General features: G+C 63.1%; 14 protein-coding genes. 11 read left to right on the forward strand and 3 right to left on the reverse strand.

All coding sequences use genetic code 11. The features are described from left to right. Positions 1-95 precede the first annotated feature (95 nt). Positions 96-3,425, forward strand: coding sequence for an adenylate/guanylate cyclase domain-containing protein (locus tag ACVJ5M_RS11735; RefSeq protein WP_354095466.1), 3,330 nt, complete (start codon positions 96-98; stop codon positions 3,423-3,425). 42 nt (positions 3,426-3,467) lie between these two features. On the opposite strand, the gene ACVJ5M_RS11740 is transcribed toward ACVJ5M_RS11735, so the two are convergent. Beyond that, positions 3,468-4,691, reverse strand: a complete 1,224-nt coding sequence (locus ACVJ5M_RS11740; protein WP_187387949.1) for a polyhydroxyalkanoate depolymerase — start codon at positions 4,689-4,691, stop codon at positions 3,468-3,470. 169 nt (positions 4,692-4,860) lie between these two features. On the opposite strand from ACVJ5M_RS11740, the gene ACVJ5M_RS11745 reads away from it, so the two are divergent. Continuing rightward, positions 4,861-5,517: a glutathione S-transferase family protein gene (locus ACVJ5M_RS11745; RefSeq protein WP_063981456.1), complete on the forward strand. Its 657-nt coding sequence runs from the start codon at positions 4,861-4,863 to the stop codon at positions 5,515-5,517. Between the two features lie 280 nt (positions 5,518-5,797). Here ACVJ5M_RS11745 and ACVJ5M_RS11750 read toward each other — a convergent pair whose 3' ends face one another. Continuing rightward, positions 5,798-6,022: a hypothetical protein gene (locus tag ACVJ5M_RS11750; protein WP_041953164.1), complete on the reverse strand. Its 225-nt coding sequence runs from the start codon at positions 6,020-6,022 to the stop codon at positions 5,798-5,800. Positions 6,023-6,207: 185 nt separating this feature from the next. On the opposite strand from ACVJ5M_RS11750, the gene ACVJ5M_RS11755 reads away from it, so the two are divergent. Further along, positions 6,208-6,564 carry a hypothetical protein gene (locus tag ACVJ5M_RS11755; protein WP_063981457.1) on the forward strand — a complete coding sequence of 119 codons (357 nt, stop codon included), beginning with the start codon at positions 6,208-6,210 and terminating at the stop codon, positions 6,562-6,564. Between the two features lie 9 nt (positions 6,565-6,573). On the opposite strand, the gene ACVJ5M_RS11760 is transcribed toward ACVJ5M_RS11755, so the two are convergent. Then, entirely contained in the window at positions 6,574-7,677 is a 1,104-nt protein-coding gene (locus ACVJ5M_RS11760; protein WP_063981458.1) for a mandelate racemase/muconate lactonizing enzyme family protein, read from the reverse strand. Positions 7,678-7,847: 170 nt separating this feature from the next. Between ACVJ5M_RS11760 and ACVJ5M_RS11765 the strand changes: the two genes are divergently transcribed. From ACVJ5M_RS11765 to ACVJ5M_RS11800, 8 genes are all read left to right on the forward strand, one after another. Beyond that, on the forward strand, positions 7,848-8,693 hold the full coding sequence (locus tag ACVJ5M_RS11765) for an AraC family transcriptional regulator (RefSeq protein WP_063981459.1): 846 nt from the start codon (positions 7,848-7,850) through the stop codon (positions 8,691-8,693). Positions 8,694-8,933: 240 nt separating this feature from the next. Further along, positions 8,934-9,860: an SMP-30/gluconolactonase/LRE family protein gene (locus ACVJ5M_RS11770; RefSeq protein ID WP_063981460.1), complete on the forward strand. Its 927-nt coding sequence runs from the start codon at positions 8,934-8,936 to the stop codon at positions 9,858-9,860. 157 nt (positions 9,861-10,017) lie between these two features. Beyond that, a complete protein-coding gene (locus tag ACVJ5M_RS11775; protein ID WP_028147003.1) occupies positions 10,018-10,611 on the forward strand; it encodes a GNAT family N-acetyltransferase in 594 nt (197 codons plus the stop codon). Between the two features lie 14 nt (positions 10,612-10,625). Beyond that, complete coding sequence (locus ACVJ5M_RS11780) at positions 10,626-12,272, forward strand: GMC family oxidoreductase (protein ID WP_063981461.1); 1,647 nt, start codon at positions 10,626-10,628, stop codon at positions 12,270-12,272. Positions 12,273-12,398: 126 nt separating this feature from the next. Then, positions 12,399-12,680, forward strand: coding sequence for a YrhB domain-containing protein (locus ACVJ5M_RS11785; RefSeq protein ID WP_084794987.1), 282 nt, complete (start codon positions 12,399-12,401; stop codon positions 12,678-12,680). 325 nt (positions 12,681-13,005) lie between these two features. After that, positions 13,006-13,383 (forward strand): hypothetical protein, encoded by a 378-nt coding sequence (locus ACVJ5M_RS11790; protein WP_084794989.1) that lies wholly within the window; start codon positions 13,006-13,008, stop codon positions 13,381-13,383. Between the two features lie 28 nt (positions 13,384-13,411). After that, the gene (locus tag ACVJ5M_RS11795; RefSeq protein ID WP_063981463.1) at positions 13,412-13,822 is read left to right on the forward strand and encodes a hypothetical protein; all 411 of its coding nucleotides are present in this window, start codon (positions 13,412-13,414) and stop codon (positions 13,820-13,822) included. Continuing rightward, positions 13,804-14,253: a DUF5958 family protein gene (locus ACVJ5M_RS11800; RefSeq protein ID WP_283017515.1), complete on the forward strand. Its 450-nt coding sequence runs from the start codon at positions 13,804-13,806 to the stop codon at positions 14,251-14,253. Before ACVJ5M_RS11795 ends, ACVJ5M_RS11800 begins: the two co-directional genes overlap by 19 nt. Positions 14,254-14,529: the final 276 nt, after the last annotated feature.

The raw sequence follows: 14,529 nt of genomic DNA on the forward strand, positions 1-14,529 counted from the left end.
CAAACAAGACGTGCCATCATGGTGGCGTTGGGATATTGTCCCCGCGCCGTGGTCCAAAATTCTGCTAACCGCCAACCGCACGATCGGTGGAGCCAATGCAGATTGCGGAGTGGCTCGAGAAGCTGGGGCTTGGACAATACGCAGAGCGTTTTGTCCAAAATGGGATCGACATGGGCGTCCTTCCCGAACTGATGGCCGAGGACTTCGATAAGCTCGGAGTCCTGCTTGGCCATCGCCGCAAAATGCTGCGTGCCATTGCCGACCTCGATCCAGCCGCGTTGATCGCATCGCCGGCTCCTCCTCACGACGCCGAGCGGCGTCACCTGACCGTTATGTTTTGCGACCTGGTCGGCTCGACTGCGCTCTCCGCGCGTCTCGATCCCGAGGATATGTGGGAAGTGATCCGGGCCTACCGCGCCGCCTGCGCGAGCGTCATCGCTGCTTATGACGGCAGGATCGCCAGGTTCGTCGGTGACGGCATACTGGTCTATTTCGGCTATCCCCGCGCCCACGAGGACGATGCGGAGCGCGCAGTGCGAGCGGGCCTCGACACCATCGCTGCGGTCGGGCGACTGAGGACGGGCGCCACGGAACGGGTTGAACTGCGGATCGCAATCGCGACCGGACTTGTGGTGGTCGGCGACCTCATCAGCGGCGATGCGTCGGAGGAGCACGCAACGGTCGGCGATACACCAAACCTTGCAGCCAGGCTTCAGAGCCTGGCGGAACCGGGAGTGGTCGTCGTCGCCTCGTCGACGCGGCGGCTGCTTGGCGATCTCTTCACTTTTCGCAATCTCGGCCGTCGCGAGGTCAAGGGGATAGCCGAACCCATCGCGGTCTGGGCGGTCGAGGGGGCGGCCGCATCGGAAAGTCGCTTCGAGGCGGTCCGCGCGGCGCGTTCGATCGGCTTTGTCGGTCGCAGGGAGGAGATCGAATTCACGCTCTCGCGCCAGCGGTTGGCATGGCAGGGGCAGGGCCAGATGGTGTTGATCTCCGGCGAAGCAGGCATCGGCAAGTCGCGCATCGTCGCAACGCTGTGCGAAAATCCCGCGTTGGGGGCGCACCGCCGGGTGCGATATCAGTGTTCGCCCTACCACACCAACAGCGCGCTTCATCCCTTTGTCGCGCAGCTGGAGCGCGCAGCCGGTATCCGCTCGCACGACACGCCGGGGCAAAAGCTCGACAAGCTTGAGGCAATGCTGGCGCTTGGAACGCAACAGGTCGCCCGGGCGACACCGCTCATTGCGGCTCTCCTTTCGATTCCAACCGGCGACCATTATCCGCCGCTTGGTTTGAGCCCGGCGCAGCAGCGGCGACAGACATTTGCCTCGCTTCTCGATCAGCTCGAGGGGTTGGCGCGAGAGCAACCCCTGCTGGTTATCTGCGAGGATATGCATTGGGCCGATGCCACGACACTTGAACTGTTCGATCTCGGGGTCGACCGGATCAGGGGACTGCCGATACTCATGCTCATGACAACCCGGCCAGAGTTCGAGCCCTCCTGGTCGGGCCTCGCCAACGTCAGCCTGTTGCGGCTCGACCGGCTCGACCGGCAGGACACGCGTGCGCTGGTCGAGCAGGTGACCGTTGGCCGCCAGCTGCCGCGCGAGATGATGGAGCAGATCATCGACAAGACGGACGGCATCCCGCTATTCGTCGAGGAACTGACCAAGATGGTGCTGGAGTCCGGACTGCTCGTCGAGGATTCCGGACGCTATCGCCTCGATAGTCCGCTCCCGCCGCTCGCTATTCCCGCGACGCTGCAGGATTCGCTGATGGCGCGGCTCGACCGGCTGGCTCCCGTCAAGGAGGTAGCGCAGATAGGCGCCGCCATCGGCCGCGACTTTTCATACGCGCTGCTAAGATATGTGACAGGACGCGATGATCTGACGCTGAGCGCTGCGCTGGGGCAACTCGAAGAGGCGGAACTGCTGGTGCGTCGCGGGACACCGCCCGACGCAAACTATAGCTTCAGGCACGCTCTCGTTCAGGAAGCGGCCTATGAAGGCCTGCTCAAGAGCAAACGGCAGGTGCTTCACAAGCGGATCGGCGATGTCCTGCGCGAGAAGTTTCCCGTCGTTGCCGAGACTGAGCCGGAAGTTCTGGCACACCACTTCACCGAGGCGGGGCTGAGCGAGATCGCCCTCGAATGGTGGCGCAAGGCGGGCCAGCAAGCGCTGAAGCGCTCGGCCTATTCCGAGGCGATCGCGCATCTCGGCAAGGCGATTGCGTCCGCCGATGAGGTGCCGGATGATCCCCGCCGGATGATGAGCAGGCTGCATCTTCAAATCGAGTATGGCCGTGCATTGCGAGGCAGCCTCGGCCATAGCGCTCCCGAAACGGTAGCCGCATGGACGCGTGCCCGACAGTTCGCTGCCGACATCAATGATCCCGTCGAACTCGCGCCGGTCCATTCGGGTCTTTTCAATGCTTGCCTGACACACGGCGAACTCGCTCCGATGCTGGAGCTGGCGGATGCCATCAGGAGCGCCGCCGACCGACGACCGGATTCACCGGTGGCCGCCGTCGTTGCACATTGGACGGGCGGGGTCACCTGCTGGTTCGGCGGTGACTACTTGAACGCGAGGATGCATCTCGAGCAGGCACTCGAGATCTATGGTGCCGAGCCGGATCCCGCGACGTTCAGGGCTTCGGCACTGGATCTCCCGTTCGTGATCATGAGGTTTCTTGCCCTGGTGCTTTGGCCGCTTGGCAAGATCGCGCGCGCACGCCGCCTCGCCGCCGAAGCGGTGAGTGCTTCGGGAGAAAAGCGGGCGCTGTCCCAGGCCAACGCGCTGGTTCATCGCGCTGTGTTCGACGGACTATGCGGAGGCATGTTGCAGCAAACGGAGACGATCCTGGCGCTCGGTCTCGCGCGCGACCACACGATGCCGTTGTATGTGGCCGCCGGCACCTATCTGAATGGCCTCGCCAAGTGGCGTGCAGGCGACCAAATGACCGGACTGACGGAAATGCGTCGCGGCTGGACTTTGCTGCACGAGAATGACTGCTATCTCTGTGAGCCGTTTTGGGGGATGCATGTCGCCTTGGCGAACGCAGCGTCGGGCCAACTCGAAACCGGGCTGGAAATCTTGAGCGAATTGATCGCGTGGACCGGGCAATCCGGCCAGCATTGGCTTGATGCCGAGCTGCATCGCGCCCGCGGCGAGCTTTTGTCGCGTCTTGATCCTTCGGACGAAGCCAGTGCCGAAGCTTCCCTCAACCGAGCGCTTGAGATCGCACGACACCAGCAGACGAAGACTTTCGAGCTGCGCAGCGCCCTTGGACTTGCTCGCCTGCACAAGAGAAATGGCCGAGCAGGCGGGGCATCCGAAATGCTCGCTCCCGTGCTGGCCGAATTCGATGCGGAGCGAAATCTTTCTGAAGTCGTGGAAGCGAAAGAGCTGGTCGAGCAAGTGCATTAGGCACGTGCCGTTTGCCCCCAGTCTGGGGACAGGGAATGACAGTCAGGAATTCACGTGCACGAAATCCCGCAGCAGCGGATAGATCTCGTTATTCCACCGCTTGCCCGAGAACACGCCGTAATGGCCGACGCCGGCCTGCATGTGGTGGACGCGGCGATAGGCGCGCACACCGGTGCAGAGGTCTTGCGCGGCGAGCGTCTGGCCGATCGAGCAGATGTCGTCCTTCTCGCCTTCGACCGTCATCAGTCCCATGCGGCTGACGGCCTTGGTGTTCACGGGACGGCCACGGTGCATCAACTTGCCCTGCGGCAACAGGTGCTCCTGGAACACGTCACGCACGGTCTCGATGTAGAACTCGGCCGGCAGGTCCATCACGGCGAAATATTCGTCGTAGAAGGTCTTGATGCTCGCGGCCTTCTCCTTCTCGCCCTTGGCGATATGGTTGGCGAGATCCATGTGCTGCTTGATGTGGCGCTCGAGATTCATCGAGACGAACGCCGTGAGCTGCACGAAGCCGGGATAGACCTTGCGGAGCGCGCCGCGGCATTGCACCGGCACGTAGTTGATCAGGTTCTGCTCGAACCAGTCGATCGGCCTGCTCTTGGCGAACTCGTTGACCCTGGTCGGCTGGATGCGCGTGTCGATCGGGCCTGCCATCAGCGTCAGCGTCGCAGGCCGCGAGGGGTGGTTGCCCTCGCACATGACCGCGGCGGCCGCCAGTGCCGAGACCGAGGGCTGGCAGATCGCGACCATGTGCGGACGCGGGCCCAATTGGCCGAGGAAGTCGATGAGATGATCGGTGTAATCGTCGAGCCCGAAGCGGCCTTCGCGGCGTGGAATGTCGCGCGGATTGTGCCAGTCGGTGATGTAGACGTCGTGATCCTGCAGCAGCGTTTTCACGGTGCCGCGCAGCAGCGTGGCGAAATGGCCCGACATCGGCGCCACCAGCAGCATGCGCGGCTGCTCCGGCACGCCGTCCTTCCTGAAGTGCAGCAGCGAGCCGAACGGCGTCGCGTAGGCGACCTCCTCGGTGACGCCGACCTCACGGTTGCCCACCATCACGCTGTCGATGCCGTAGGCTGGACGGTGATAGGTGAGGGTGGAGCGGGAGATCAGCTCCAGCGCGGCGGAGAGCCGGCCGACGACCTGGTCCGATAGGCCCTGCGGCACCAGATTGAGGAATCTGAGCGCGGACGAAGCTCCCGCCCGCCACGGCGCGGTGAGGTCCATATGGTTCTGAAAGGCCTGATAATACATCGACATCATACTGAAACGCCCACCCTCCCGTGCTGTCATGCAATATCGAAGCCAAACGGGAGCCCTACCGCCCTCAAAACTGGCACATCGCTTGCTCCTCCTTTTGCGGGAAGCACAGGTCATGAGCACTCCCGCGGGCCGGGCGGCGTGCAAGTCACAGGCGTAGGGAATGGGCCATATGGCGAAGGCGACACTGACGATCAGCAGCAAGAACTATTCGTCCTGGTCGCTGCGCGGCTGGCTGCTGACGAAATTTTCCGGGCTCGATTTCGAGGAGATCGTCACCGCGCCGGACGATGCGTCGGCGCGCGCTGAAATCCTGCTGCTGTCGTCGTCGATCCTGGTGCCGTGCCTGCGCCACGACGGCGCCGTGGTCTGGGATACGCTGGCGATCGCCGAATATCTCAACGAGGCGATGCCGGATGCCGGTCTGTTGCCTGATGACCGCGTCCAGCGGGCGCATTGCCGCTCGATCTGCGGCGAAATCCATTCCGGCTTCACGACATTGCGCGCTTCGCTGCCGGTCAATCTGAAGGGGCACTTCCCCGGCTTCAAGATCTGGTCGCGCGCGCAGGCTGATATCGACCGCGTCTGGTCCATCTGGCGCGACTGCCTGGAGAAATCAGGCGGTCCCTTCCTGTTCGGCGCGAGGCGCACCATGGCGGATGCGATGTATGCCCCCGTGGTGACGCGCTTCGTGACCTATGACGTCAACCTCGAGCCGCCGCTGAAGGCCTATGCCGATACCATCATGGCCATGCCCGAGATGAAGGAATGGATCGCGGCGGCCAAGGACGAGCCGGCCGAGATCGAGGAGCTCGAGGTCGAATATTAGGCAGGCTTGGCGCCCGCCTGCCTGTTTTGGGAGCGAGGCCCGGGCTGCCGCACCCGGCAGCCATGTCTTTGAAGCCGTTAACTTTTAGCACCCGTGGCCGGCTCGGGCCGGCCCATATGCTGCGCAGATATTGTATACGCGTGCGGGCTTGTTGCGACATCTAGCCGTGAACAGCCGCGTACACGGCGTTTCGGCTGATTCGGACGTGATTCGTTCGGGCCGCGTTCCGTTCGTTAAGGCAGAGCGCGGCCCCGTTGCATTTTGAGACAGACGCCGCTCGTCAGGCGAAGCCCGAGTGCTTGGCGCGCGGCACGCGCCAGCCGATGACAGTGGCCTCCACCGGGACGCCGGCCGCGTCGTTCTGCCAGCGGCCCTCGACATAGCGGCAGGCGAACGGCAGTTGATACGTTCCGCTGTGGTCCTCGCACAGCACCTCCACCGGCAGGCCAGGTGGCGGTTCGCCGGCGCCATCGAATTCCGCCAGACGTCTATCGCGCGTTGCCATTCCAAAAATCTCCCCTAATCAAAGTCGCGGAAAGAGCGCCCACTTTCTTCCGCGCACGGTTCACTGATCCCCGTCCAAGGGAACAAGCCAAGCTCAACGCGAGAATGCGGTACGAGTGTGGTAGCCTCCGGCGTCGGCGAGCAAAAAGCGCACATTGCCGTGATTGATTTGGACGAGGAACCTGCATGCTGCTTCGAAGCGCCGACGTCTGTTTCGCGATGTTGTTGCTCGCCCCGCTGGCGATTGCGCCGGTCCGCGCGCAAGACGTGCCCGGCATCGAGATCTGTACCGTCGAGAAGACCATGGAGCGGCGCACGAGCTGCCTGCAGAGCAACGTCGACTTCCTGCAGAAGACGATCACCAAGCTGACGCTCGATCATCAGCAGAAGCACGATGCCGCCAACCGCCAGATCGACGCGCTGAAGACGCTTGTGGCCGGCCTGCAGAAGACGCTGGCCGATCTCCAGGCTGCACAGGTGAAGATCGCGGACGATCTGAAGAAGAAGCAGGACGCGCCGCCACCGAAGGATGCGGCGAAATAGGCGTCGCCGTCACGCCACGCGGTAGCGCTCCATCACGCCGCGATCGGGCTCATAGCCGAGCCCGGGTCCCGAGGGCACCGCGACCTGGCCGGTGGCATCGACATCGGCGCGGCCGCCCCAGAGGCACGCTTCGCGTTTCAGATAGAACATCTCGACCAACCCGTCGTCGCGCGTCGCCAGCAGGTGCAATGTCGCCAGCAGGCCCGGACCGAAATACGGGGAGTGCGGGACGATTTTGACGCCGAGCTGATCGGCGAGTGCGGCGACCTTCAGAAATTCCGTGATGCCGCCGACCTTGGTCACCGACGGCTGGGCGTGGCTCACCGCGCCTGCATTCATCATCTGGCGGAATTGATACTCCGTGCAGGCGTTCTCGCCGGCGGCGACGCCGAGCCCGCCCTTGCGGCGGACCTCGGCGAGTGTGGCAAAATCCTCCGGCGGCCAGACCGGCTCTTCCAGAAACATCGGCTGCGCGTCCTCGCACGCCTTCGCGAATGCGATCGCCTGCTCGCCTGTGAGCGGGCAGTTCATGTCGACCATCAGCGGGATGCCGGGCCCGATGGCCTCGCGCGCGGCAAACACCGCCGGCGTCGTGGTCTCGTGCAGCTTGATGGCGCCATAGCCGAGCGCGAGCGCCTTCTTGCATTCGCCCGTGATGTTCTCAGGCGAGCCGATTCGCAACAGGCTCGCATAGGCGGGGATGTTCGAGCGCTTGCTTGCTCCGAGCAGGCGATGCAGCGGCGCGCCCTCGATCTTCGCAGCCAAGTCCCACAGCGCGATGTCGAGCCCTGATATCGCGAACATCGTGATGCCGTAGCGGCCGAACAGATGCAGGTTGCGCTGGATCTGTTCCATCACCGCCGGAATGCCGGCGGCATCGGGAACCTTCAGCCCGCGGGCCTGCGGCGCGATCATCTCCTCGACGGCGCTTCGCGTGGTGCGCGGGGAGACATAGGCAAAGGCATCGCCCCAGCCGGTCAGTCCGGCATCGGTCGTGACCTCGACCAGCACCATGTCGAGCGCGGAGATTGCGGACGCGCCCTGGCGAAAGCTCGCGACACCGGCGTCATAGGGGATGCGGATATGGTGCGCCCGCACATCGGTGATTTCCATGACGCGGTTCCTCTTTCTGGTGAGCGGTTGCAACGAGTGTAGCTGCGAATGCCGGGGCGTTGCCAGTGGCTATTCCGGAACTATTCTCATGCGAGGACAGCAATGCCGATCAAGCGAGGCGGTGGCCGTCAGCGCATCATCGCCAGGCTTCGAACGAGGGCCCTTGACGCATGAACCCAGCCCAGCGCGCGCTCTGGTATATCGAGAGCCATCTGGCCGAGCCGATGACGCTCGACGAGATTGCTGCGATATCTGGCGTGTCGCGGTTCCACATCGTGCGGGCGTTTGCCGCAGCCACCGGGCTTCCGGTGATGCGCTACGTGCGCGCGCGGCGGTTGACGGAAGCGGCGCGCAGTCTTGCGAACGGCGCGCCGGACATCCTGTCGCTGGCGCTGGAGGCCGATTACGGCTCGCACGAAGCGTTCACCCGCGCGTTCCGCGACCAGTTTGGCACCACACCCGAAGCGGTGCGGGCGGCAACGTGCCTCGATAAACTCAAGCTTCAGGAGCCGATCCTCATGGACTCCACCATGCTCGATCATCTGGTCCCGCCGCGTTTCGAAACCGCGAAGGCCTTCCTCGTCGCCGGCCCCGCCGAGCGCATCTCCTGCGACAACGGCGCCGCCATTCCGGGACTGTGGCACCGCTTCCATCAGGAAGTCGCCGACATTCCCGCGCGCGTCGGCCAGGGAAAATCTCAAGTCGCCTATGGCGTCTGCTGCAACGGCGATGATTCCGGCAATTTCGACTACATCGCCGGTGTCGAGGTCGCCGATTTCTCCGACCTGCCGCGCCGCTTCGGTCGCATCCGCATTCCCGAGCAGCGCTACGCGGTGTTCACCCACACCGAGCACGTCGCCTCGATCCGCCGCACCGTCAACACGATCTGGAATCAGTGGCTGCCGGCGTCCGGCCTGAAGGCCGCGGATGCGCCGAACTTCGAGCGCTATGACGAGAAATTCGATCCCGCGACCGGCAATGGCGGCTTCGAGATTTGGATACCAGTGCGGGAGTAAGCACGATCCGGACCCGAAGGGCCGCGTTCGCGCAAAGTGCGCAGCGGTTTTCCGAAGAGATCATGCTCAAACGAGACCTAAGGCGCGATATGTCATCGCGCTTTACGTTGCAACGCTGGCATACCATCCCGCTTGCTTGGCAAGCCCCGGCGACTTTGTCATAACCGCAGGCAAATCTTGCGTGTGGGGCCCGTGCCGGACATCCCGTGCAAGCCATAACAAGCAGCCGGGAGGGTCCCCATGACCAACGTTCGCGTTCTCGCCACCGACCTCGAATTTCCCGAAGGGCCCGTGGTGATGCCGGACGGCTCGGTCGTGCTGGTGGAGATTCGCGGCCAGCGCCTGACCCGAATCCATCCCGACGGCCGCAAGGAGGTCGTCGCCAAGGTGCCGGGCGGCCCGAACGGCGCAGCCCTCGGCCCCGACGGCAAGATCTACATCTGCAACAATGGCGGCTTCTCCTGGATTCCGACCGGCAAGATGATCATGCCCGGCCCGCAGCCGGACGGCTATCTCGGCGGCTCGATCCAGCGCGTCGATCTGCAATCGGGCAAGGTCGAGACCGTCGTGACCAAATGCGGCGAGCACGATCTGCGCGGGCCGAACGACCTCGTCTTCGACAAGCACGGCGGCCTCTGGTTCTCCGATCTCGGCAAGCGCCGCGCCCGCGAGATGGATGTCGGCGGCATGTATTATCTCAAGCCCGGCATGACCGAGATCGTCGAGGTCGTGCATGGCGTTCTGCCGGCCAACGGCATCGGCCTGTCGCCGGACGAGAACACCGTCTACATCGCGGAGACGCCGACGGGGCGGCTCTGGGCCTACGAGCTCTCCGCGCCCGGCACGCTCAAGCCGCGCGAGGTGATCTATCGCGGCGAGCGCGGCAAGCCGATCTGCGGCCTCGGCGGCTACCAGATGTTCGACTCGCTCGCGGTAGAGGCGAACGGCAATGTCTGCGTCGCCACCCTGGTCTCCGGCTGCATCTCGGTGATCGCGCCTGATGGTACGCTGGTGGAGCAGGTCCCGACCGGCGACCGCGTCACCACCAACATCGCCTTCGGCGGCGAGGGGCTGAAGACCGCCTACATCACGCTGTCGGGCAAGGGCGAGCTGATCGCCATGGACTGGCCGCGCGGCGGTTTGCCGTTGAACTTTCTGAATAAGTGATTGTATCTGAGCAGCCGTGCCGATGCGTCGGTCGTCATTCCGGGATGCGTGCGCCAGCACGCAGGCCCGGAATCCATAACCCCGAGCGGTGATTATGGATTCCGGGCTCGCGACGTCGTCGCGCCCCGGAAGGACGGCAGTCATTATGGAGAGAGAAATGCCCTGGCCTGATCCCGTCACCCTGCGTGGGCAGCACGCCCGTCTCGAGCCGCTGTCGAAAGAGCATCGCGAGGGGCTGGTGGAGGCCGTGAAGGACGGCGAGCTCTACACGATCTGGTACACCGCGATCCCGACGCCGGAGAACGTGGCCAAGGAGATCGACCGCCGCTTGGGCCTCCAGGCCGCAGGCTCGATGCTGCCGTTCACCGTGTTCGATGCCGGCGGCAAGATCGTCGGCCAGACCACCTATATGAACATCGATGCCGCCAACCGCCGCGTCGAGATCGGCTCGACCTGGTATGCGAAGAGCGCGCAGCGCGGGCCGCTCAACACGCAGTGCAAGATTCTGCTGCTGACCCACGCCTTCGAGACGCTGAACTGCATCGCGGTCGAATTCCGCACGCATTTCTTCAACCATCAGAGCCGCCGCGCCATCGAGCGCCTGGGCGCCAAGCAGGACGGCATTCTGCGCAGCCACCAGGTCACGCCGAACGGTACGCTGCGGGACACCGTGGTTTACAGCATCACCGCCGCCGAATGGCCGACGGTGCGGACGCATTTGAACTATCAACTCAACGACAAGCCGCGCTGAGCGGCCGAGGCACCATGGACAGATTCGATTATGTGATCGTCGGCGCGGGCTCCGCCGGCTGCGTACTGACCAGCCGGCTCAGCGAAGATCCGAACGTGAGCGTCTGCGTGCTCGAGGCGGGCCCGAGCGACTGGCATCCCTACATCCATCTGCCGGCGGGCTTCATCAAGACGTTCCACATGAAGAGCATCAACTGGGCCTACCAGCAGGAGCCGGGGCCCTACACCGGCGGGCGCAGCATCTATGCGCCGCGCGGCAAGACGCTCGGCGGCTCGTCCTCGATCAACGGCCACATCTACAATCGCGGCCAGCGGATGGATTTCGATACCTGGGCGCAGATGGGCAATCGCGGCTGGGGTTATGCCGACGTGCTGCCTTACTTCAAGCGGCTGGAAAAGCGGGTCGGCGAGGGCGAGGACACCTATCGCGGCCGCGACGGCAACCTCACCGTCACGACCATGGAGTGGCGCGATCCGCTCTGCGAAGCCTTCATGGAAGGCGCGGTCTCGCTCGGCATTCCCCGCAACCCCGATTACAATGGCGCTAAGCAGGAAGGCGTCTCCTACTGCCAGCGCACCATCGACAAGGGCCTGCGCGTCTCCGGCTCGACCGCGTTCCTCAAGCCCGCGATGAAGCGCCCGAACGTGCATGTGCACACCCACGCGCACGCGACCGAGATCATTTTTGAAGGCAAGCGCGCCGTCGGCGTGCGCTACACCAAGGGCGGCCGCGGCGGCACGCCGGTGGAAGTGCGTGCCAACAAGGAAGTGATCCTCTCCGGCGGCACCTATAATTCGCCGCAGCTGCTCCAGCTCTCCGGAATCGGCTCACCCGATCTGCTCGGCGCGCACGGCATCGCGGTGCGCCACGCGCTGCCGGTCGGCGAAGGTCTGCAGGATCATTACGCCCCGCGCACCGTAGCGCGCGTGAAGGACATCAAGACCATCAACGAGCTCCGCCGCGGCTTCTCGCTGTGGATCGAAGCGCTGAAATGGGCGACCGCGCGCCGCGGCCTGCTCTCGCTCTCGCCGACCATGGTGTATTGCTTCTGGCACTCCGGCGAGAGCGCCGACAGTTCCGACCTCCAGCTCACCTTCACGCCGGCGAGCTACAAGGAAGGCGTGCAGGGCCAGCTCGAGGACGAGCCCGGTATGACGGTCGCCTCCTGGCAGCAACGCCCGGAGAGCCGCGGCTATGTCCGCATCCGCTCATCTGATCCGTTCGCGCCGCCGATCATCCAGACCAACTATCTCGACGCCGAGCTCGACCGCCGCGTCATCGTCGGCGGCATGAAGCTCGCGCGCAGGCTTTTGAAGAGCGCGCCGCTGTCGCCCTATTACGCCTACGAGGATTTCCCGGGTCCGAACATCAACACCGACGACGAATTCCTCGCCGCCGCCACCGAACGCGGCACCACCACTTTCCACCCCGGCTGCACCTGCCGCATGGGCCCGGCGGACAGCACGTGGGCGGTGGTCGACGACCAGCTCCGCGTCCACGGGTTGGAGGGCCTCCGCGTCATCGACGCCTCCGTGATGCCGCGTATGATCTCGGCGAATCTCAACGCCTCCACCATGATGATCGCGGATCGTGCCTCGGACCTGATCCGCGGCAAGCAGCCGATGGAATCCGCGCGGATTCCGGACGCGGCGGTAGCGTAGGCACAGCTACGTAGGGTGGGTTAGCGAAGCGTAACCCACCACTTCTCTCGATGCGGAAATAAAAGAGGTGGGTTACGCTGACGCTAACCCTAACCCACCCTACGGTCCCTGAGAACGGACTGAAACATGATCGATTATGGTGAAGCCAAGTTGCTAGCAAGAAATACCGTGGCGGCCATTGCCGCAAAGGTTTGCGATGAGTTTGTTGTGCTTGATGAGTTTACCAAAGAAGTAGAGGAGGGATGGCTCTTCTTCTATGATTCGAAGGAGTTTGTTGAAACGGGCAACCCTAGTTCAACTCTCGCCGGGAATGGTCCCATACTGGTTCGTCGAAATGGAGAAGTCAGAATTCTCCCGAGCGCCAGTTCTTGGCAGGTAGCGATCAAAACCCCTGATGAAAGCTCGTAGCCCATAGGATGTGGTTCGCTTCGCTTTACCCACCCTGCGGTCGCTAATTATGAGAAGCGGCTATGTCGAACGCCAGAAAGAGATCGGGCTACACCCGGAAAGATCTGCGCGAGGTCAGCGAAAATCCGAGGCTGAAAAAAGCTGATATCGCCAAGGTCCAGCCATTCTCCGAAGTCTTCCCTGATCTCAGTGCATCTATCCGAAGGTCCCGTAGCTCGGGTGGAGCGAAGCGCAATCCGGGATAGCTGTATCGATCTGCCTGCATTCCCCGGATTTCGCTGCGCTCCGTCCGGGCTACGATCCCTGCGCATTTGGACGACGTCATTTGAGCACAGAGCACAATCGTCCTCTCACAGATGCCGAGCGCGATCTTGCGCGCTGGATGCTGGAGCATGGCACGGAAGAAGCCAGGCAATATCTGGATCAGCTCAAGCTGGCTGAGGTCACGCCTTGGAGATGTCGATGTGGATGTGCCAGCATCAACTTCCAAATCAAGGGACATGCTGAAGCGCCGCCCGGCGCTGAGATTCTCGGTGAATTCCTGCTGAACGATGGTGATCACCAAAGTGGAATATTCATCTATTCGAGTGGTGGCTTGCTGAAGGGCATCGATGTGTATGGCTTGGCAGGCGATGCGCCGTCTGTGTTACCGCGACCCGAAAACCTGTCTCCCTTCAAGCCTGGCAATCCGCTGCGCACGTGAAGGGGAAATCGGCAATGAGTATCGCGGAATGATGACCTTTGATCGTGTAATTGCTGCGCTTCGCAGCACTGGTGTGCAGGCCGAGGTGCTGAACGAAATTGATAGCCGAGCCATCGTGATCAGGGTGCTGGAGCGACTCGGTGTCGACGTGACGAGCCGCGCGCCGTGGGATCAAGCCACATCCGAAGGGAGGCAAAGGCCCGATGGTTGGGAGCTCATTCCGAAATACGTGGGGACGAACCAATGTTTGATGTTTCTGGAAGGCGCCCGATCGATTTGGAAATTTTCGTGTGGTGCGGACCTGCTTCGGGTTCTGGAGGACTGTCCGGCGCTCGAGATTTATGTCTGTGACGAGGAGGCGAGCTATCTCCTTTGCAGCAATCACCATGACTTTGTCGTGGGCTGGGGTGCAGCGCTGCCATGGGTGGCACGATGTTGAATGTGGACGAAGAAATCTTGTTGAACCAACTGGCGCAGGGGGTCGCAAGCGATTCGGAGGGGGACGCTTGGTTCAACGCGCGGAGCAAGGACGACAAACGCAGGCTGCTTCGTGGCTTAAGTAACTTCATATTGCAGGCAGGGCCGAAGCCAGACGATGTGGCAGGTGCAATTGCCGAGTCGCGGCTGAAGCGGACGCTTACTCCGTGTGTCTTGATCGCGATGCCTAACCTCAAGATTCAATTGGCGAAGCTCTCGACGCTACCAGAGTTTGAGTTGCCTCGAGTGTTTCGGCTCCTCATCAAGTTGCTCGCAGCCGCAGACAACAGGCGTCGCAGGGAACGGCCACTGGATCTCGTAAACCATTGGTGGCACCGCGACTTAAGCGACCCGGAGGTTGTGAATGAGATCAAGCGAGCCAAGGGGGCGTAGCCTCGGTTACTCGCCGCGTGTTGGGCTACGATCTTCTCAAGTTTGCCCGTCGGGCAAAACACCCCGCCACCCGTCAATCCCTCCTCGCAAAAATATTCCACTTTACCGAAATTCGGAATTGCGGCATACATCGAAACAGCCCGGCCCGAGGAAGAGGGGCGGTTCGCGAGTCGTTCGAAACGCGGGCCGGGTTGCGGTGGACGCGGCAGCGTCGGGCGCGAGAGGCTAAGGGCAGGGCGGATTGCTCTCCGTGAGCCCTGAGGCTTCGTGCGGACG

This window comes from Bradyrhizobium sp. S3.7.6, assembly GCF_054061875.1.